The sequence below is a fragment of the Peribacillus sp. V2I11 genome (assembly GCF_030817135.1).
Taxonomy (GTDB): Bacteria; Bacillota; Bacilli; order Bacillales; family DSM-1321; genus Peribacillus; species Peribacillus simplex.
Window position 1 is genome coordinate 3,596,815 of sequence record NZ_JAUSYW010000001.1, and the last position, 20,006, is coordinate 3,616,820.

23 protein-coding genes are annotated in these 20,006 nt (G+C 39.5%); 16 read left to right on the top strand and 7 right to left on the bottom strand.

Annotation, left to right across the window (positions count from 1 at the left end; genetic code table 11):
• Positions 1-43: 43 nt before the first annotated feature.
• Positions 44-700 carry a phosphatase PAP2 family protein gene (locus tag QFZ73_RS17540; RefSeq protein ID WP_307268763.1) on the top strand — a complete coding sequence of 219 codons (657 nt, stop codon included), beginning with the start codon at positions 44-46 and terminating at the stop codon, positions 698-700.
• 57 nt (positions 701-757) lie between these two features.
• Here the strand turns inward: QFZ73_RS17540 and QFZ73_RS17545 are convergent, their stop codons facing one another.
• From QFZ73_RS17545 to QFZ73_RS17555, 3 genes are all read right to left on the bottom strand, one after another.
• The gene (locus QFZ73_RS17545) at positions 758-2,146 is read right to left on the bottom strand and encodes an L-cystine transporter (protein WP_251429587.1); all 1,389 of its coding nucleotides are present in this window, start codon (positions 2,144-2,146) and stop codon (positions 758-760) included.
• Positions 2,147-2,379: 233 nt separating this feature from the next.
• Entirely contained in the window at positions 2,380-3,519 is a 1,140-nt protein-coding gene (locus tag QFZ73_RS17550; RefSeq protein ID WP_307268767.1) for a DUF4179 domain-containing protein, read from the bottom strand.
• Positions 3,516-4,082: a sigma-70 family RNA polymerase sigma factor gene (locus QFZ73_RS17555; protein ID WP_251429592.1), complete on the bottom strand. Its 567-nt coding sequence runs from the start codon at positions 4,080-4,082 to the stop codon at positions 3,516-3,518. The genes QFZ73_RS17550 and QFZ73_RS17555 overlap by 4 nt, the downstream gene beginning before the upstream one ends.
• A gap of 328 nt (positions 4,083-4,410) precedes the next feature.
• Between QFZ73_RS17555 and QFZ73_RS17560 the strand changes: the two genes are divergently transcribed.
• From QFZ73_RS17560 to QFZ73_RS17585, 6 genes are all read left to right on the top strand, one after another.
• Positions 4,411-4,926: a GNAT family N-acetyltransferase gene (locus QFZ73_RS17560; protein ID WP_307268772.1), complete on the top strand. Its 516-nt coding sequence runs from the start codon at positions 4,411-4,413 to the stop codon at positions 4,924-4,926.
• A gap of 144 nt (positions 4,927-5,070) precedes the next feature.
• Positions 5,071-5,529 (top strand): VOC family protein, encoded by a 459-nt coding sequence (locus QFZ73_RS17565; RefSeq protein WP_307268775.1) that lies wholly within the window; start codon positions 5,071-5,073, stop codon positions 5,527-5,529.
• Positions 5,530-5,721: 192 nt separating this feature from the next.
• Entirely contained in the window at positions 5,722-7,326 is a 1,605-nt protein-coding gene (locus tag QFZ73_RS17570; RefSeq protein ID WP_251429601.1) for an ATP-binding protein, read from the top strand.
• Positions 7,327-7,328: 2 nt separating this feature from the next.
• Positions 7,329-8,033, top strand: coding sequence for a response regulator (locus tag QFZ73_RS17575; RefSeq protein WP_307268778.1), 705 nt, complete (start codon positions 7,329-7,331; stop codon positions 8,031-8,033).
• Positions 8,034-8,236: 203 nt separating this feature from the next.
• Positions 8,237-9,547, top strand: a complete 1,311-nt coding sequence (locus QFZ73_RS17580) for a CitMHS family transporter (RefSeq protein WP_251429675.1) — start codon at positions 8,237-8,239, stop codon at positions 9,545-9,547.
• A 58-nt stretch (positions 9,548-9,605) separates the two neighbouring features.
• Entirely contained in the window at positions 9,606-9,773 is a 168-nt protein-coding gene (locus tag QFZ73_RS17585) for a hypothetical protein (protein ID WP_307268783.1), read from the top strand.
• Positions 9,774-9,924: 151 nt separating this feature from the next.
• Here QFZ73_RS17585 and yyaC read toward each other — a convergent pair whose 3' ends face one another.
• Positions 9,925-10,497 carry a spore protease YyaC gene (gene yyaC / locus QFZ73_RS17590; RefSeq protein WP_307268786.1) on the bottom strand — a complete coding sequence of 191 codons (573 nt, stop codon included), beginning with the start codon at positions 10,495-10,497 and terminating at the stop codon, positions 9,925-9,927.
• 285 nt (positions 10,498-10,782) lie between these two features.
• Between yyaC and QFZ73_RS17595 the strand changes: the two genes are divergently transcribed.
• From QFZ73_RS17595 to QFZ73_RS28965, 3 genes are all read left to right on the top strand, one after another.
• Entirely contained in the window at positions 10,783-11,631 is an 849-nt protein-coding gene (locus QFZ73_RS17595; protein ID WP_307268789.1) for a pentapeptide repeat-containing protein, read from the top strand.
• A gap of 516 nt (positions 11,632-12,147) precedes the next feature.
• Entirely contained in the window at positions 12,148-12,885 is a 738-nt protein-coding gene (locus QFZ73_RS17600; protein ID WP_307268792.1) for a MerR family transcriptional regulator, read from the top strand.
• 635 nt (positions 12,886-13,520) lie between these two features.
• The gene (locus QFZ73_RS28965) at positions 13,521-13,883 is read left to right on the top strand and encodes a UPF0715 family protein (RefSeq protein ID WP_373459015.1); all 363 of its coding nucleotides are present in this window, start codon (positions 13,521-13,523) and stop codon (positions 13,881-13,883) included.
• On the opposite strand, the gene QFZ73_RS17605 is transcribed toward QFZ73_RS28965, so the two are convergent.
• Positions 13,872-14,552 (bottom strand): copper homeostasis protein CutC, encoded by a 681-nt coding sequence (locus QFZ73_RS17605; protein WP_307268796.1) that lies wholly within the window; start codon positions 14,550-14,552, stop codon positions 13,872-13,874. The two genes, QFZ73_RS28965 and QFZ73_RS17605, sit on opposite strands and share 12 nt — an antisense overlap.
• 282 nt (positions 14,553-14,834) lie before the next feature.
• Here QFZ73_RS17605 and QFZ73_RS17610 point away from each other — a divergent pair, with 282 nt between their 5' ends.
• From QFZ73_RS17610 to QFZ73_RS17625, 4 genes are all read left to right on the top strand, one after another.
• On the top strand, positions 14,835-15,101 hold the full coding sequence (locus QFZ73_RS17610) for a transporter suffix domain-containing protein (protein ID WP_251429692.1): 267 nt from the start codon (positions 14,835-14,837) through the stop codon (positions 15,099-15,101).
• A 37-nt stretch (positions 15,102-15,138) separates the two neighbouring features.
• Entirely contained in the window at positions 15,139-15,765 is a 627-nt protein-coding gene (locus tag QFZ73_RS17615) for an NUDIX hydrolase (RefSeq protein WP_307268802.1), read from the top strand.
• Between the two features lie 359 nt (positions 15,766-16,124).
• A complete protein-coding gene (locus tag QFZ73_RS17620) occupies positions 16,125-16,586 on the top strand; it encodes a YjfA family protein (protein WP_373458949.1) in 462 nt (153 codons plus the stop codon).
• 85 nt (positions 16,587-16,671) lie between these two features.
• A complete protein-coding gene (locus QFZ73_RS17625; protein ID WP_373459016.1) occupies positions 16,672-17,115 on the top strand; it encodes a DUF2690 domain-containing protein in 444 nt (147 codons plus the stop codon).
• Between the two features lie 64 nt (positions 17,116-17,179).
• On the opposite strand, the gene QFZ73_RS17630 is transcribed toward QFZ73_RS17625, so the two are convergent.
• Complete coding sequence (locus tag QFZ73_RS17630; RefSeq protein WP_251429704.1) at positions 17,180-17,704, bottom strand: methylated-DNA--[protein]-cysteine S-methyltransferase; 525 nt, start codon at positions 17,702-17,704, stop codon at positions 17,180-17,182.
• Positions 17,694-18,290 carry a bifunctional transcriptional activator/DNA repair enzyme AdaA gene (locus tag QFZ73_RS17635; RefSeq protein WP_307268811.1) on the bottom strand — a complete coding sequence of 199 codons (597 nt, stop codon included), beginning with the start codon at positions 18,288-18,290 and terminating at the stop codon, positions 17,694-17,696. Before QFZ73_RS17635 ends, QFZ73_RS17630 begins: the two co-directional genes overlap by 11 nt.
• A 197-nt stretch (positions 18,291-18,487) precedes the next feature.
• Between QFZ73_RS17635 and QFZ73_RS17640 the strand changes: the two genes are divergently transcribed.
• Together QFZ73_RS17640 and QFZ73_RS17645 are read left to right on the top strand one after the other, a co-directional pair.
• Entirely contained in the window at positions 18,488-19,414 is a 927-nt protein-coding gene (locus QFZ73_RS17640; RefSeq protein ID WP_373458950.1) for a DNA-3-methyladenine glycosylase family protein, read from the top strand.
• A 181-nt stretch (positions 19,415-19,595) separates the two neighbouring features.
• Positions 19,596-19,976 carry a collagen-like protein gene (locus QFZ73_RS17645; protein ID WP_373458951.1) on the top strand — a complete coding sequence of 127 codons (381 nt, stop codon included), beginning with the start codon at positions 19,596-19,598 and terminating at the stop codon, positions 19,974-19,976.
• Positions 19,977-20,006: the final 30 nt, after the last annotated feature.

Sequence of the window (20,006 nt, forward strand, 5' to 3'; positions counted from 1 at the left end):
AATCTTTGGAAAAAAACCATTATATTGAAAGTCGGAGCGAGCCATGAAAAACAATTCCATACTATCCTTTCACCCGTTATATTATTTATTACTTTTGGTGATCACTAGTTCCATCTATTCAATCATCAACCAATCTTCAGGTCATGCTGTCGATGTTACGACTATAATAGATGGGGAGATTCCCTTTATTAAAGAATTTGTCGTTCCTTATTTACTTTGGTATCCGTATATCTATGGATTGCTGATTTACTACTGTTTTGTTGACCGAAAGCACTATTTCGTAGGATTAGGCAGTTTGATATCGGGGAAACTTCTCTGTTTTCTTGTATATTGCCTTTGGCAAACGACAGTCCCGCGTCCAGAAGTGGTGGGGAACGATATCTTTGCCCATTTAATGCGAATCGTTTATAGTCATGATCAACCTGTCAACTGTCTTCCCAGCATTCATGTACTGACTACATTCATCATGATGATCGTCGCCCATAAACGGAAAGAACAGCATAAATGGGAGTTTGCCAGTGTCATAGCATTCGGAACACTGATCATCCTCTCCACGCTATTTACGAAACAGCATGCTGTATTGGATGTACTCGCAGGAATACTCCTTGCATGTGGGGTATATGCAGCTGTCCAGTATATGTTCCAAGCCCTATCGGCTTTTCAGGCCAATCATTACACAGCGAGGCAAATTAAAAAGTGACCATATGAAAAAAAGCATCGAACCTCCCATAACAGGAAGTACGATGCTTTTTTCTTTTTACATTTCAGCTTCAATTTTCAAAGATGATTCTTCGCTGAACTGTTCCTTATCCAGGTCGCCCGTCATTTTACTAGTCAGAATACCGGAAGTCATGCTTCCGCTGACATTCACAGCCGTTCTTCCCATATCGATCAATGGCTCGACGGAAATCAACAGTCCGGCCAAGGCGATTGGCAAGTTCATTGCAGATAATACCAGGATGGCAGCGAATGTTGCTCCTCCGCCTACACCTGCAACCCCGAAAGAGCTAATGGCCACGATGGCAATCAACATGGCTATAAATGAAGGGTCTAGTGGGTTGATTCCAACCGTTGGAGCGATCATGACCGCTAACATGGCCGGATAGATTCCGGCACAGCCGTTTTGACCGATCGACAAGCCGAAGGATCCGGCAAAGTTGGCAATACCTTCTGACACCCCTAGTTGTTTCTGTGTTTGGATGTTCAATGGAAGAGCTCCTGCACTTGTTCTTGAAGTGAAGGCAAACGATAATACCGGGAAAGCTTTTCTTAAATATACGATTGGGTTCAATCCTGCAAGCATCAGCAATAAAAGATGGATGAGGAACATGACAATCAGGGCGACATAAGAGGCACCGACGAATTTCCCCAATTTCAGGATGGCATCCAAATCACTCGTAGCTACCGTCTTCGTCATGATCGCCAAGATCCCGTATGGCGTTAAACGCAGGATCAATGTAACTACGCGCATGGTGATGCTGTGCAATGTATCTACTATTTTAGCAAAAAATTCAGCATGTTCAGGCTGCTTCCTTTTGATCCCTAAATAGGCAATCCCAAGAAATGCAGCGAAAATTACAACGGATATGGTTGATGTCGGACGTGCTCCCGTTAAATCAAGGAACGGATTGGACGGAATCAACTCAAGGATTTGCTGCGGCATCGTTTTATCCTGAATCGTACCGTATGTTTCCGATATTTGATCCCCGCGGCTTAACTCCGCTTCCCCTTGCTCAATTTGAACGGCTTCCAAATTGAATACAGTTGCCGAGGTGATCCCGACAGCTGCTGCAATCGCAGTCGTTCCAAGCAGGATTCCGATGATCAGGACACTGATCTTTCCAATATTGCTAGTCAGTTTCAATCTTGTGAATGCGGATAAGATCGAAATGAAGACAAGCGGCATGACGATCATTTGCAGGAACTTGACATAGCCGGAACCTACGATGTTAAACCAATCGACCGATTTAACGATCGCTTCTGACTGAGGTTCATAGAAATACTGCAAAAGAAGTCCGAATACAATCCCTAAACCAAGTCCAGTAAAGACCCTTTTTGTAAAGGAAATATGTTTCTTATTCATGTAAAATAAAACGCCTAAAAGAACGAGCATTATGGCAAGATTTAAAAACACATAACCAATCATATATATTCCTCCTAATTCCGATTAACCAAATGAGAATAATGAATATCTGAAGACTATGATACATCATCCGTTGATTTTTTACCAGAAGAAAATAATTTATTTTTGACTTTTCAAGGAATTCATGTATGTATCCATATTCATGGACTGAATAAGAAGTCACAAAAAAGAGGGATACATGAGCCTTTCTCCACTCTGGGATCTAGGGTTCAGTATACCTCTTGCAGGTAAAATTGTTATTTCTTCAAATCAATCACGATATCATCCAATACCAACTCCTTGGGAGCACTTCCTGGTTTTGTTGGGAAGGATGACACCTTTTCTTCACCATCTTCCGTTATGGTTACTTCTCCGTGGTTCTCTGAAGTGAAATTACGTAATGTTACATGTGGTGTCGCAATCAGTTGCGTAGCATCTGGATCGATTTTTTGGAATGTTTTGCTGAAGTTTACATTATAAGAATCAATACCGCTTCCTCCGTTTTCTTGACCATCGTATACATTCCCTAAGTCATCTTTAATGGTCAACTCCACATAGGCATCATCCCACTTGTTTTTGACTGAGTCGGACACTTCTTGATGATAATCAACCACAAAGGACATTGGTGAGATCGATAGTTTTTCGACGGATACTTTTACACCATGTTGATCTACACTTTTATTGATGACCTTCTCGTAGCTTTCAGTTGCCTTTAGAGAGAAAGCAAAGTTCCAATTTCCTTTTATCTCTTTATCCATATCGGTAATACTAATGCTGTTTATATCCCAGTCTATATTTACCTTATCTACTTTAAGATCTTCTAAGTTACTAACCGTTAATAAGCCTACATATTTTTTATCAGCTACTTTTGAAATTCCATCCGATCCTCCTTGGGCTTTCATTTCTTTTATATTCGGGCTGGGAATAAAGAATGATCCGTTACCCAAATCTTCTTCGCTTTCAATAGTATAAGTGATGGTTACCGTTTTTCCGTCATAAATGGCGTCATTTATCGTGAAAGTAAGGCCATTGCTTTCTTCGCTAAACCCAATTTCGTTAGAGTAGGCCTTATAATCACTAAAAAGACCCTTACCTTTATTCTTGATATCATCGGAGAGACCTGAGTTTTCATTACTAAAATAGCTGAAAATATCTCCTATCAAAGGTATGCTTTTAGCAGAAGCGGTAAACGAGAATCCAATCGTTGCGGTGGATAAACCGAATATAATCGAAGCAGCAAGAACATTCTTTTGCCAACGTTTCATTTTTTTCTTCTTGCTTATTGATTTTTTTAGGGTTCTTTTGACTTTAGCTTTTTCTAGTTCGGTGACTTCCATTTCCTTAAATTCAGTTTCGTCTATGTCTATATCATTTAATAATTCATAAATATCCTTCATACGACACTGCCTCCTAACTTAAGATTCGTAGCTTTTTGACTTAGCTTCTTTTTTCCCCTATAAATTCGATTATCTATTGATGCTTTGGTCAACCCGAGTTTTATTGATATATCCTCATTTTTAAAACCTAGAAAGTACTTCATGATAAAAATATCCCGATCTACAGGCTCTAAAAGATCGATTAACTGAAGTAGTTCTTTTCTGTCTTCCGATATAATCAGTTCATCTTCTGCAGATTTTTCTGAATCTATCTCGGTATAACTTGACGTATACTCCATTTTCTTCACGGTTTTTCGGTAGTGATCAATCGCTTTAAACTTAGCGATCGCACAAATCCATTTTCTGAAATCTGTTGCATCCCCATGGAACTTTTTCGAATGGTTCCAGATTGAGAGAAAAATATCATTGATGCATTCCTCCAGGACACCGTCGTTCCTAAGAGGAGAGAGAACCTTATATGTGACGCCCTTGATTAGTGGTAAATAGGTATCGACTATAAATTCCAATGCGTCTTCTTCTTGGCGTTGCAACCGTTCGATAAAATTTCTTTCAGTAGACTTCATGACATGATTCCCCTTGTTTTTTTGTAAAAGCTTTTACACTTAATACAACGCGTGTAAAAAGATTTATTCTCAACTATTTTAGATTTTTATAGAAATTAGTGGGTATGATGGTTCCATTAGCACTTGGAGTGATATGGTATTGAGGGTATCAAATTTTGTCAGTATGCGACAGTGTTATCCATATAAACGGTTTGTTGGCAAAATCGAACGATCAAAAATAGATTCTTTAACAAAACACTTGATTGCTGCTAAAGACTGTTGAATGAAAAAATATTCTATATATATTTATCAGGAAGGATAAGCCCTTGGTTTTCTTGAATGAGAGGGTATGGAAGATATCAAATCTCATATGCTTAGCGTTTTGGAAAGGATGAAGGAATTATGGATATATACATGCAAGAATAGAAGGTTTTTCGAGCAAACGGTTCCGGGCCGGGGAGATGATTATTATAGCTTTGGAACGTTTGAAATCAGGCATAAGGAATTATTAAAAGAACAAGAAGATGCTATCTCTTCTTTTTATTTGATTAAGGATGGTTCAGGCATAATCGTCGGCAGGATTAATCTTGTGGATATCGACCCGATTAATGGTACGGCTCATGTCGGTTATAGAATCGGTGAAGCGTTTACGCAAAAAGGGATTGCGAACGAAGCTTTAAAGCTTTTGGTTAATCTGGCGCCGGAATTGAATGTGACTCAAATACATGCCAAAACGACAAGCGGCAATATTGCCTCCCAAAAGGTTTTGGTGAAAAACGGTTTTGAACGGATTTCGATTAATGAGGAAATTAGTGCGGATACGGTTCAAAGGCTAACATTCTACCATTATAGTAAGAACTTATAAATCCATTTTCTTCTATTAATATATCGCATTAAACCATATTTTAAATTGCAAAGGATTTAAGAGATGAAGCAATGAAGAAATGATCGCGAGATATTTTCCCGGCAAAAGAGTTCATTTACTTAAAAGGAGAGAGGAGAATGTAATATGATAGAAGGTTTATATGAAGCCCATTTACCCGTCAAGGACCTGACCATCTCAATGGATTTTTATAAGAAAATAGGCTTGAAACTAGCTTGGAGGGATGAAGATACTGCCTTCTTTTGGATAGAGGAAAACAAAAGCTGGGTCGGCTTATGGGAAGGGAAAGAATATCAAACTCCATACCACCCTTCAGTAAGGCATATCGCCTTTCGGGTATCTTATGAAAATATGAAAAATGCATTAACTTGGCTCCAATCTCTAAAAATAGAAGTCGTCCCCTTTGGAAAAAGGACATCGATTGAACCCTTTGTGCGTCCGAACCAAGGGAACGCTTCCGTCTATTTCAATGATCCCGATGGCAATAGTCTCGAACTTATGTGTTCGGTAAAAGTCCCTGATGCATATAAGCAAATGACCGAAAAACTTTCACTTGAAGAATGGGAAGACCTATTAACCAGGTGAACTTTGTAAAGGAAAAGAATCCCGCCTGGCCTCAACCACGGTATAAACTAAACTGTTTTGTTACATAGAAATTTGCTATTATTTTATTCAGGTCCATGTGACAAGGAACGATCATTGTTTTGTTGGAAAGTGGAAAAATTCACTATACCAGTATGAGTGATAAATACGGAAAGGCTTAGGGCATAAATGTAGATGTTTAAAATTAGAGTGAACTTATTAACCCAAATGACGTTACTTATCATATTCGTTGTTTTTATCAGTACCTTGCTTGTGAGCATTCTATTCTCTACACTGCTGGAAGACATCGTCGAAAACCATATGGGTAAGCAAGCAATGACGGTGGCCAAATTAGCCGCTCAAAATCCAACGATCATCCAGGGATTTAACGAAGATCAGCCATCAGAGGTGATCCAACCCGCATCAGAAATGATTCGTCAAACAACGGGTGCCGATTATGTAACCATTGCGAATCATAAAGGACTTCGCTACTCTCATCCTAATCCAGAATATATCGGTAAACCTACGGCTACGAGTAATGATGCAGTGCTCAATGAACACAAATCAATTATTTATCAGGGAAATGGGATATCGGGGCCAGCGATTAAAGCAAAGGCGCCTATCTGGAATGATAAAGGGGAAGTTATCGGTGTTTCATCTGTAGGGTTTTTGATAGAGAATGTGCAGGATCAACTTTCCAATTATAAAATGAAGATTATTCATTTGTCACTTATCCCAATCATTGTTGGAATCGTATGGGCAATATTTATAGCGCGACGTATAAAAAAGCTTATTTTAGGTCTAGAGCCGGAGGAAATTTCTTTTCTTTTTCAAGAAAGGGAAGCGACACTTGATGCCATCCGATATGCTACCATTACGATTAATATTGAAAAACAGGTTACTTCCATGAATAAAAGAGCACGTGAAATGTTTCATGATCATCAGCTTATGGTGGGTAAGCGGATTGTAAATGGGCATTTAGAAAAACTCATCAAAATGGTGATCAGCACAAAAGGGGGACAGTTCAATCGTAAGTTACTTTTAGGCCAACAGCTATACATTTTGGATTTATCCCCTATCTTAAATCATAATGAAATCAGGGGCATCGTTCTAACAATTAGAACAGTATCCGAAATTGAACAATTAACAGATGAATTTTCAGAAATCAAGGCATTTTCAGAAAATATGCGGGCGCAAAACCATGAGTTTTTAAACAAATTAAATACCATTTATGGATTACTTAGTTTAAAACAATACGATAGGGCATTGGACATCATCTCTTCAGAAGTGAGGGAGAGGCAAGATATCATTTCTTTTCTTATGTCATCAGTTAAAGATCCTTTATTAGCCGCCTGTTTACTAGGAAAGATAAACCGTTCAAAAGAACTGCAGGTTATATTAGAAATAGAACAGGAAAGCAATTTAAATAGTTCATTAAAACCTGAGGATTCCCATCACTTGGTTTCCGTTATTGGCAATGTCATCGATAATGCGATGGAGGCAGCACGGCAAAAGAACAAAAATGAGGGAAAGGTCAAAATTTCGTTTACGGATTTAGGAAACGAAATTATATTTGATATCGAGGATAACGGTCCAGGAATCCCTGATGCCATGGGAGATATTATTTTTACAGATGGTTATACGACTAAAAATGGGGAAAATCATGGGATCGGCTTGGCCATTGTAAAAAACTCCATTGGTCTTTTAAGCGGTGAAATTTATATAGATCGCAGTTATTTGGGAGGAGCAAGATTTACCATCGTCATCCCGAAGGATTTAAAAGCAGAAAAGGAGGCTTAAGAATGTCCAAAGGACCGATTACAGTCGTCATTGTTGAAGATGACGAAAATGCAGTGAATATATATAAACAATTTACGAATCAACTTGATCAATTCACTGTCATAGCTACAGCTAGCACAGGCAAGCAAGCATTAAATATTTTGCATGCCGCACAACCGGACTTAATTTTATTGGATATCTTTTTACCGGATATGAATGGAATTGACCTTCTTCGGGAAATTAGGAGGGAATACCGGGGAATTGATGTAATTCTGATCACCGCCGCGAATGATACCGAAACAGTCAGTGAAGCGATTAGGGGAGGGGCTTTTGGTTACCTTATAAAACCGATCATAATCGATAAGCTTCTTGCGACGCTCAACCAATACGACCTGACGAGACGGCAGCTGCATAATAACAACTTAGTAAATCAAGATAAAGTCGATACTCTTTTTCGGACCATAAGTAATCCAAATACGGCAAATGATGTCCAAATGAATCTTCTTCCCAAGGGAATTGACAAACATACCTTGAAAATGGTCAGAAGTAAGATTCAAAACGTCAATGGCAGTTTAAATGCTGATGAAATAGGTCAACTCGTTGGAATTAGTTATTCAACCATGCGCAGATATCTGGAGTATTTAGTTTCCTGTGATGAAATGGAAGTTGAGGTTTTGTATGGAAGTGTTGGAAGGCCAGAAAGAAAATATAAGTTAAAACACCTTTAAATCCCTGTTGATGAAATTGGTTTTCATCAATGGGGTTTTTTTCTTTTTCTGGCGTGGAAAAAATGAATAAAACTCCATTTATAAAAAAAACTCTTATTACTTTCTTTATATGTGAATAAGGCTTAATGGATGATAGTCTCTAAAGAAAGCGCTATCAAAAAGATAATGGTAAACGTTTAATCAATAAAGAAGGGAGCTTGAAGATGTTATCCATTTTAGGATTTTCCATGATTGCTGTATTCATGTATTTAATTATGTCGAAGCGACTATCGGCACTAGTGGCCATTATGCTCGTTCCAATCGTATTTGGAGTGATTGGAGGATTCTTTACAGAACTGGGACCCATGATGCAGGACGGTGTTGAAGGAATAGCTTCCACAGCCATAATGATTTTATTTGCTATTTTATATTTTGGAATAATGATAGATTCCGGTTTATTCGATCCTCTCATTTCTAAAATATTGAAAATAGTAAAAGGAGATCCATTAAAAATAGTTTTAGGAACCGCGATTCTCTCAATGACCGTCGCATTGGATGGGGACGGGACAACTACTTACATCATTACCGTCTCAGCGCTTTTACCCCTTTATAAGCGTCTCGGGATGAACAAAATAATATTAGCCACTGTAGCCATGTTATCCATGGGTGTAATGAATATGACACCGTGGGGGGGAGCTTCCGCCATGGCGATGGCCTCGTTGAACCTTGACGCCTCGGAATTGTTCTTGCCAATGATTCCTGTCATGGGATTTGGCCTGATTTGGGTTCTTGTTGTGGCTTTTATATTGGGAAAAGGGGAACGAAAGAGACTGGGCGTAGTGGAGATCCAGCATGATCACACAAAAGAAATGAATTCGGAGGCTAATTCCGAGTTAGCGGCAACAACGGTCTCCCGTGATTATCGTCGACCGAAATTGGTCTGGTTCAACTTCATTTTAACGATTGTGCTCATGGCATCATTAATCATTGATTTTATGTCTTTAACCATTTTATTCATGATTGCATTCGCCGTTGCGCTATTGGTCAATTACCCTGATTTGAAGGATCAGCAGGATCGAATCGCCATTCATTCGAAAAATGCATTGGCCGTCGTTTCCATTGTCATTGCAGCCGGGATTTTTACCGGCATCATGTCTGGAACGAAAATGATTGATGCAATGGCCATTACGTTGGTCTCGCTGATCCCAGAATCTTTAGGACCATTTTTACCGGTAATTGTTGCGTATGCCAGTGCCCCTTTTACTTTCTTTATGTCAAATAATGCATTCTATTTTGGCGTACTTCCCATTATCGCACAGGCCGCTGATGCTTATGGAATTAGCGCGGCAGAAATAGGACGCGCTTCGTTAATAGGGCAGCCGATACACGTATTGAGTCCTTTGGTAGCTGCAGCACATTTGCTAATAGGTTTAGTGGGCACTGACTTCGGGGATTTACAACGGTTTGCCGTGAAATGGGCATTAGGGACTGTCACTGTCATGACAATAGCAGCGATAATCTTGGGAGTCATTTAGTGAAAAGGGACGGTAACCCTATCTTACGATCATGAAATTGATAATTGGAGGATTTTCAATGTGGATCATCACACTCTATAAAAACAGAGGTATTGTCATGTATGAATTTGAAACAGAACAAGCCGCAAGGGAAGTTTTCCGTAATATTCAGGGCAATAGGATTCTATCAGAAGTTATTTACTTCAATGACCCAGGTTTAGCCTATCAGGTTGGACAGGAATCATGATGATAGCAATGAATCGTAGAGGTGTTTATGGGCTAGTTAAAAGGGTAATTACGGAATTGGGAGCGGAACTTTACAAAAATTAAAACACAAATCAAACAGCAAATTGTTTACCCCAAAAAAGCTAAGGCTTCATTGGGGTTTTACTATTATTTTAGACGGCTTTAACTATGATTTTTGTGGTAATCTTCGCAAGATTCATGACAGTATCCAGTCTCGTACCGTTTAAAGATTGGTGGGGCAAAAGGGGATCTAAATAATTCACGACGGCTTTTAGGTGATAATCACCCAATTCAGGTAATGATTTACTCATGGCTTCACCAGGGCTAAAAGAACCTTTTGTCAGAAAAATAGAACCTATTTGATGATAACCTCCCAAACAAGCATCGATGCCAAAAATAAAGGGATTTTTAAATTGCTTTTTTATTTCTTTAAAAACACTTTTCAAATTAAGGGCGTGAACAGGTTCTGCAAGTGTTCCGAAGACATGGTAAGGAACTTGGTTTTCTCTTAGCATCGTCCCTACTAAAGGCCCGAATGAATCTCCCGTGGAACGATCTGAACCAATACATAAAAAGATGATCTCTTTGGACGTTGGCCGAAGAATCCTTGCGATTTGAAAAGACATTTCGTCTATTTCCCCTTCTGCCTCTGTTTCCAACGTGTAGTTGCAATACTGCATTTCTTTTTTTGTCTCGCCTTTTTTCCTGCCGTTAAAAGGATACATGCCTACACCCCCTAGAGTTCCGCGATCTTGAAGAAATTATAACATGATTAATTATTCCTCGATATGTTATGGAAATCACTTGCCTTCCTCTAATGATTAATTTCATATTTTCAGAACCGCAATTGATCTCAAACAAAACTACAGCCGCCATATCAAGTGGATTATCATTTCTTGATTAATTGTATATTGTCAATATGTAGATTAATGGGATTTTTGATAAAATAGTAGAAAAAAAATAAATCTACTAGTATGAAACGATTGGTTTTATAGAAGGAAGTGTAAGTGTTGTTTAATCAATTAACGAATAAGGATAGGATTCTTAATCATTTACGTGCAGACTGTGAGAATTGTTTTGGTTTGTGCTGTGTAGCTTTGCCTTATGCAAAATCCGCTGATTTTGCATTGGATAAGGATGGAGGTACACCATGTTCAAACCTCCAATCAGATTATCGTTGCAGCATCCATGAAAATCTCAGAGCAAAAGGATATCGAGGCTGTACGGTATATGAATGCTTTGGTGCCGGTCAAAAGGTATCTCAACTCACATATGGTGGAAACGATTGGAGAGACAACCCAGCGTCAGCAAAGGAAATGTTCGATGTATTTCCTATTATGCAACAACTTCATGAAATGCTTTGCTACTTAAATGAAGCACTGAATTTAGAAGATGCGAAACCTCTTCACCGAGAATTGCAGGCTGTTTTTGAAGACACGGAACATCTCACTAAACAAAGTCCAAAGTCCATCATTGACCTGAATGTACCAGCTCATAGAACGATCGTTAACGATTTCCTTCTGCGCACAAGTGAAATGGTACGTGCAAAGGTTTCATTTAAGAAGAAACAAATAAAACAGAACAAAATAGGTAGGGGAAGTGACCTTATCGGTGCAAAGTTGAGAGGTGCAGACCTTAGGGGAGCGAACTTAAGAGGAGCTTTGTTAATTGCATCTGACCTCAGAGAAGCTGACATGAGAGTGACTGATCTTATCGGTGCAGACCTTAGGGACGCTGATCTAAGCGGTGCCGATCTCACCGGAAGTTTCTTTATCACACAAGCACAGGTTAACTCGGCAAAGGGCGATATGAAGACGAAATTACCGCCTTCTCTAAGCATCCCCGATCATTGGAGGTAGAAATAAAGGTAAGATTGGAGCTAACTTTCATGCAGAGCAAACGTCTCATGAATAAGAAAATTGTTTAATTCACAAGTGAAAATGCACAATTCATGAGTAAAAGCATCAAACTCACGAGTAAAAGGCCGAAACTCACGAGTAAAAGCGTTAAACTCACGAGTAAAACGCCGAAACTCACGAGTAAAAGAGTAAAACTCACGATAAAGCCTAATTCACGAGTAAAATCACCAAATTCACGAGTAAAACGCCGAAACTCACGAGTAAAAGCACCAAACTCACGAGTAAAACGCCGAAATTCACGAGTAAAAGCGTAAAACTCACGAGTAATGGGAAATTTTTATACATAGATTTGGCTTTAATCCGAAGCTTTTACAAAGAGTGAATTCCGACTAACATGCGATTCTTCATTTGGAAGGATCGTCTTTTCAAATTGGGCGGAAACTTTTCATATATCCATTTGACTCTGACGTTGCGTAATGCTTTAAAGTAATTGATATCGAAAGGAGGTAAGAAGCAGTGGCAATGAAAGTGAAAGAGCTGGCCGATTTAGTTGGCATCAGTGTGCGGACACTGCATTATTATGATGAGATCGGGTTATTATCGCCAGAGGAAATAACCGATGCAGGTTATCGCCTTTATTCGAATGATAATCTTGAGATGTTGCAGCAAATCCTGTTTTTCAGGGAACTTGGCATGCCATTAAAGGAAATAAAACAAATGATAAGCAGCTCTTCGTTTGATAAACAAGAAGCGTTAAAGCAACATCAAAAAATGTTACTGGAGAAACGCAGTCAGCTCGATAAATTAATTAAGACGGTCGAAAAATCGATTAAGCATATGAAAGGGGAAATTCAAATGACGAATAAAGAAAAATTTGAAGGATTTGACTTCAGTCAGAATCCATATGAAGAAGAAGCTCGTAAGCTTTGGGGGGATAAAGCTGTCGATGAGTCGAAGGCTAAAGTGGCGGGCATGTCCAAAGATGCACAGAAAATTGTATCGGATATCTATATAAAACTTGCGTCAATCCGAAATGCTTCGCCCAAGTCGGTGGAGGCACAAGAGGCAATTAAAGAATGGTATGATTGTTTGAACAATAATTTCGGAACATATTCACTGGATGCTTTCAAAGGATTAGGTCAAATGTACGTGGAGGATCAACGCTTCACCAAAAATATCGACCAATACGGTGATGGTTTAGCAAAATTCATGTGTGAGGCGATGGGGCACTTTGCTGACGCAAACAAAAATTAAATCTCAAGATTAAGAAATTTCATGAAGAAAGGTTGCCCCGGCAACCTTCTTATTTTGGAGCTGAATATCAGGCAATATCCAACTCCTACGCTCTATGATGGAATGAAACTAACTATCACCCATCCCTTCGCTTCCTTGCTTTTCACACATGTGAACCATTTAAAATAGATAAACAGGAGAATTATTAAAAAGGACCATAAATAATAACCAGTCATAGTGTCAACCCACGCTGAATTTTTATCCCAGTAAGCGTCAGGTACAGGAGTGATATTGTCATACTGTTTATCAATTTTATTTTTTGTGGTAATGAAGATATAGGAAATGACAGAGTAATAAACGAAAATGGCGGCTTTTACCCACCAGGGTAAGAATCTATTGGAAATGACTATTAAAAAGATGATGGCAAGAAACACGAATAATTCGATGTATAGTTAAAAACACCTCCATTTATATAGTATAATGATTATGTAAAAATTCCCATTATGTTATGGTAGGCTGTTGTGCGTCTGCCTAATAGCGAGGTGCTGGTTAAAATGGAACTTTGGAAAATGAGTCAAAAGGTATCGGAGTTAAGCGATGTGATTCCTTATTATTTTTTTAGTCTAGTCTCTTCCTGTCTGTCGCTTTCCACGATGATGGTTATTTTGAGCGAGGGTTCCTGGGGGGTGCCTGGCATTATCGTGTTTTCTTTTTATGTCGTTTTCCCTTATTTAATATTTGCTGTTCCGGTACAGGTCCTTTTCAATAAACATCCTAAAAAATTCAGTTTAATTTATTTTTGCCTTTATATTTTTTTCTCTTTGCTGGCTGTATTCATTTATAGTTCGCTGCTCAATTTTGACTTCAGTATGGATGTTTTAACTACAAATAATTACTATGCAATAAGCCTTTCTGCGGGCCTGTTTTTTGGTTTTGGGACTCGGTCTTTTTACAAAAAAAGAGATCTGCATCATAAAAGGGACCAAAGAAATGGTCCCTTTCCGACATTATTTCATTAGCATGTTTACGATTTCTTTAGCTTTTTCTAATGTAACTCCTTCGATGATACTGTTGTTTTTTCGAACGGCCGTACCGAAATGATAGTGACCGGTATGCAATTCGGAATGGATAGAAAGGATATTATCCTTATTTAAGCCGCTTCCAACCAGTATAGGTATGTCGCCGCAGACTCTTTTCATTTGTTGAATGGTTTGCATGCGGCTAGGGAAATCCCCATGCCCGCCTGAGGTCAATATCGTTGTGATTTCTGGATATTGTGCTAGGATTTCAGCTGAAATGACTGGGTCGTTTGTGTCATCGATGGCTCGGTGGAATGTAATTTCCAAACCTTCACATACCGTCAATAGTTCTTCGAGGTATGGTCGATTGATTTCATTTTTTTCATTTAATGCACCCAATACGACCCCGTTCGCTCCGAGTGAACGAATGATTTGGATATCTTTTTTCATAATTTCCAAATCGTTTTGAGTATAGCAAAACGACTGGCTATGGGGCCTTACCATCACGTTGACTGGTATCTTTACCGAATTGACGACAGCTTCAATCAGGGCGTGGCTGGGAGTTAATCCCCCCTCTGCTAAAGAACTGACAAGCTCGATTCGGTCTGCGCCCGATTCTTCGATTAAAATGGCATCTTCTATCGATGTGGCAATGAATTCAATGTACATTGGATTTTCCTTTCCTGCATGCAAGTGTTATAAGAATAGTATGTATAAGATTATTAAATCCATTAAGAATAGTAAAGTCAATTCTTTAAAGATACAATGACCTCTTATCAAATACCTGCTCTGCTCTAGTTTTCCTCAAATGGAATTTCTTTATTTCTCATATTTATGAAACGAAATGAACATTCGAACGTATAAAAAAAAGAATATATTCAATGGTATATTTGAAAGTGGAATGTTTGGCGGAGGAATTAAATGAAAATCATCATGACGGAGGTTATTTAATTGGATAAAGAAAGTAAGGAAGTAAAGAAATCGAGGTTTTACAAAGTAGGGATGGGATTCCTGATCATTTCCCTTCTCACTTGGATCATTCCTGTCGTAGCTCCATTTACGCCATTTTCGACTGCGGTTAAAGCGGGGGTCATAACAGGTGCGATCGTCTTTGCGGAAGTCATGTTTTGGGCAGGCGCGCTTTTGGTTGGGAAGGAAGTGGCAGCTAAATATAAAGGTTATTTAAACCCGAAAAATTGGAGAAAAGAAAAAGGATGAAGCTGTTTTTTATAAAAAGGGCTGGGAGTGAAGCTCCATGGAAACTGAGTTGTTGAAAGTTTTCGATTCCGAACGCATTCAAACCGGCGTGGCTTCGCGTGATGAAGTACATAGATTGGGACATTGGCATGAGGTTTTCCACTGCTGGTTCGTCAGTAGGGAAGCGGGTGTGGATTACCTATATCTTCAACATCGTTGTGCGATGAAAAAAGATTATCCGAATCTATTGGATATTACGGCTGCCGGTCATTTGCTGGCTCATGAAACGGTATACGACGGAGTCAGGGAGATCAAAGAAGAAATAGGCATTGACGTTTCCTTTGACGAGTTGGTTCCATTAGGGATTATTGAATACCATCAAACGAAAGAAGATTTCATCGATAAAGAACTGGCAAACGTCTTTCTATATGAAAGTGCACATCGCTTCGATGATTTCACCCTGCAGCCAGAAGAGGTTTCCGGGATGGTGAAGGTTGAACTGAATGACTTCGAAGAGCTTTGGTCCGAAGCGAAGGACAAGGTGAATATTAAGGGATTTGAAATGAATCAAGCAGGCCGTAGGATGATGATCGATCGATTTGTTGGACGAGATGAGTTCGTGCCGCATGATCTTTCCTATTATGAAAGCATCATTAGATTGATCAGGGAGAACCTCGCTAAATGAAAATAAAGCCCCGACAAAACGATTCGAGTTTTGTCGGGGCTTTTTAAACATTAAGTATATCGACCTGTGTTTTTCCGGTCCACGGACAGTCTATTGTCTCGTTTTGTCTCAGCTCGATACGCATTTGTCCTTAGTTGTTACCTTATTTATCCTGAATTGCTCATAGGGATAATGAATTTGTCCTGTGGTGATTCAGTTTATTAAGCGAGACATACCAGACTGTTATAGTGATTGCAGGATGCAAGTTAAAGGAGGTTCCCATGTAGTTTTTCGGAACTAGGGAATTTATCACTTGTAAGAAAATGACAAAATTGTAAGATGAACAGTGTACAAATTTTGTTAAGGGGATGAGTGAAATAATGAAAAAAATGATTTTAAGCGTTTCATTTTTTGTAGCTTCTTTAGTCCTGTTTGGCTCCCTTGATTTTTTTGCCAGCAAAGCATCAGCAGAAACACACCCTTATGATGGAAAAAGTCCTTACTATAATAGTTGTGCGAATAGCGCAGTCACGAAAAAGTCCGTGAAAATTTATGCCAACGGTGCTTCTGCCATTTTGGAGTTGAAATTCAGCACAACTTGCAAAACGGCTTGGGCAAAGATGACTCTAAGCAGACCGGCTAAAATAGATGGGGAGGCAACGGCATTGGTTGTCCGAAATACTGATAATAAACAATTTAGCTGTGCATCTCCTGGAGGAAATGGTGAAATAAATAAAGGTCAAACGTCATGCTATACACCAATGGTATATGATTTAGATCCGCGAAAAGCAAAAGCTGTCGCTTTTTGGCCATATACAGCAGGTGAAACCGACTGGTATTAATGAAAAAGGAAAAACCTTCATCTATATTTTTGCAAAGAAAGGATGAATGAATTTGAATAAAAAGCTTAAAATGATAGGTTTATCCATGGTGATGACACTGTCTATGTTTCTTGTCGACTTTGGATTTGGAAAAAATCAAGCACTGGCCGAAACACACACATATGATGGAAAAAGTCCATACTATAATAGTTGTGCAAGTTCGGCGGTAACGAAGGATAAAGAATGGATCGATTCCAATTCGTACGTAGAATTGAAATTCAGCACTGTCTGTAAAACCGCCTGGGCAAAAGTGACCGTAACACGCCCCGCCGTATACAACCATGAAGCGGATGCCAGGATCGTCCGAAGTACTGATGGCAAGGCTTATACATGCGCCAGCTCCGGGGGCAATGGTGTTGTGAATATCGGGCAGACCTCGTGCTATACACCAATGGTATATGATTATGACCCGCGTAAAGCACAGGCCCAAGGGATACACGCGATCCCTAATAGTGATGCTTATAAAAAAGCAGTGACCATTTGGTACTAAAAAACAAAGGCGCAAAAAAAGCATCCGAATGGTCGGATGCTTTTTTTGCGGTCGGAAATTGTACTCACGGTTTCATTTCTGCTTCCAATCGAAGGAGATATTGTTTCATCTCCGTACCTCCACGGTAACCGGTAATGGCCCCGTTTTTTCCGATAACCCGGTGACACGGCACCGTGATCAGAACAGGATTGGCACCAATTGCCGTACCGACCGCCCGAACAGCTGCAGGCCTTTGGATGATTTGGGCAATATCGGAATAGGAACAGGTTTTTCCATAAGGTATTTGATTCAGCGCTGCCCAAATTTCTTGTTGAAAGGGCGTGCCTTGTACATCCGCGGGAAGAGAGAAAGTCTGCCTGGTTCCTTCGAAATATTCTTGTAGTTCTTTTAGATAGGGATTTAATGCTTTTTCATTTTCAATAAGTCTCGCTTTTGGAAAGCGTTTTTGTAACCAAGACATCAGTTCTTCATACGTTTGACCGGGAGAGCCTACATAGCAAAGCCCTTTTTCCGTTTTGGCCACATATAATTGCCACCTATCATAATGCAATATGGCCCAATCAATGGTTTGTTCTTTATCATTCTTCAAATTCTTCACGCTCCAAAGCTTGAGTTTTAAGATAAGCTTTCCGATATCCTGAAGGGGTATTCCCCATTTTACTTTTGAAAAGCGTCATGAAATAGGGTGTGCTCGAGAACCCGACAGCCAAGCCTATTTCAGTTATCGGCTGTTCGGAGTTTTCCAGCAGCCTCGTTGCTTTTTCAAGGCGAAGCCGCTGAATGTATTCAGTGGGCGATATCCCCTTCACACGCTTGAATGATCGTTGTAAATGATAGGGGCTGCCGTGGGAAATATCCGCCAATTTGTTCAATGTGAGGGGTTCGCTGTAATGGGTGTCGATCCATTCGGCTATTTGTTCAACCCATTCTTCTGTCGGCAAATTCAGTCCTTCCGGTTTACATCGTTTACAAGGCCGGAAATCTTCTTCCAATGCCATCATGGCATTTTTGAAAATCCTCACGTTTTCCTTATTAGGCACCCTGGATTTACAGGAGGGCCTGCAAAAGATGCCTGTCGTAATTACTCCGTATAAAAAATGATCATCATATGCCGTATCACAATCTATAATAGCTTTCCAATATTCATTCGGGAAATCTGCTTTTTTCGGATTCACTACATTCACCTCTCCTTTTAGTATACAAGAAAGGGATGATATACAAACATTTTGATAATATAAAAGCAAGATATCGTAATTGCTCAATAAGCTTTGTTAAAATAAGGGGGTTGAATGAATCACTATTTGAAGGAAAGAGCAAGATAACGTACCCATTTTTCATTAGAATAAAGAGAATAGGACAAAGGAGGAGCAGGATGAAAGAGACGCTTTCAAATGATGAGGGCATGACTGAATTGAGAATTCGTACACCAAAAGAGTTTAGTTTTTCGGAAAATCTTACATACTTATCAAGATCCTCCAATGAATGTCTGTTCGATATTGTTGATCAAAAGATTTATCGTGCACTTGTTGTCGAAAACGAGGCACTTTTAATAGAAATCAGTACGATGAATGAAACGGAGCTGACCGTTCGATTTCCAGGAAGAATTGCACCATTGGATAATAAGGTAAAGAATGCTGTTTCCCAATATATTCGTCACTGGTTCGATCTTGAGACAAATCTGCTTCCTTTTTATGAGTTGGCCCAAAATGACCCTTTATTGCAAAAGCCGGTAAGCCAATTCTTCGGTTTGAGAAATATGGGCATCCCTGATTTATTTGAAGCGATTGCCTGGGGAATACTTGGACAGCAGATTAACTTGACTTATGCCTATACCTTGAAACGGAGGCTTGTGGAGGGATTTGGTGATTTTGTTGAATTCGCAGGAAAGCAATATTGGCTATTTCCGAAGCCTGATGTGATCGCGAAATTGACGGTCGAAGATTTTGCCGATTTGAGGATGACGGTGAAGAAGTGTGAATATTTAATAGGTGTTGCCCAACTGATTGCAGAAGGGGAACTTACAAAGGAGACACTTTTGAATGCAAAGGATGTAAAAGAGGCTGAAAAAATGCTGACCAAAATACGGGGAATCGGTCCGTGGACAGCGAACTATGTCCTGATGCGCTGTTTGCGTTTTCCAGCAGCCTTTCCCATCGATGACGTCGGGCTGCATAATTCCATGAAACTGGTCATGCAAACGGAAGCAAAACCAACGAAAGCGGAAATCCGGAAACTATCGGAAGCGTGGGCCGATTGGGAATCCTATGCGACCTTCTATTTATGGAGATTGCTATATTGAATTAGTGTATATTTTTATTTTCGTAGATAAAACATAGATTTCGTCGATATATTTCTAATTTCGGAGATAAAAATATAGATTTTGTCGATATTTCTCTATTTTCGGAGATAAATTGCATTTCCAGCCCAAACACCTTGAGTCCATATATCATAACTTATTACATTCAATCTTATAGAGGTGAATGAGCATGTATATGTACCATTATGAAGATCAAGCTTTTCTTGAACGGCAGTTTCCCGGTCTATCCGGCTTACCGGGCATACCTGGTTTACCTCAATTTCCAGGTCAACCAGGACCGCCACCCGGTTCGCAAGCACCAACAGCTCCCCCGCCAGCGTTCATTCCCCACCAGCAATCGGCTTCAACATTTGCCGTAGATCCAGGTGCCATTTCGTTTTGTCTGTTCAGGAATACTTTTTTATGGCTAAACAATGGTGCGAGTTTCTGGTATTACCCCATTTTCGTCGGTCCGCGTTCTGTTGTCGGCTTCAGGTGGAATGGTAGGTTCTGGACGATTTTTGGTATCGATACAAGACAAATCAATTCTTTTAGCTGTTTTTGAAAAATGCTCAAAGGAGATGTTTCCTTTGAG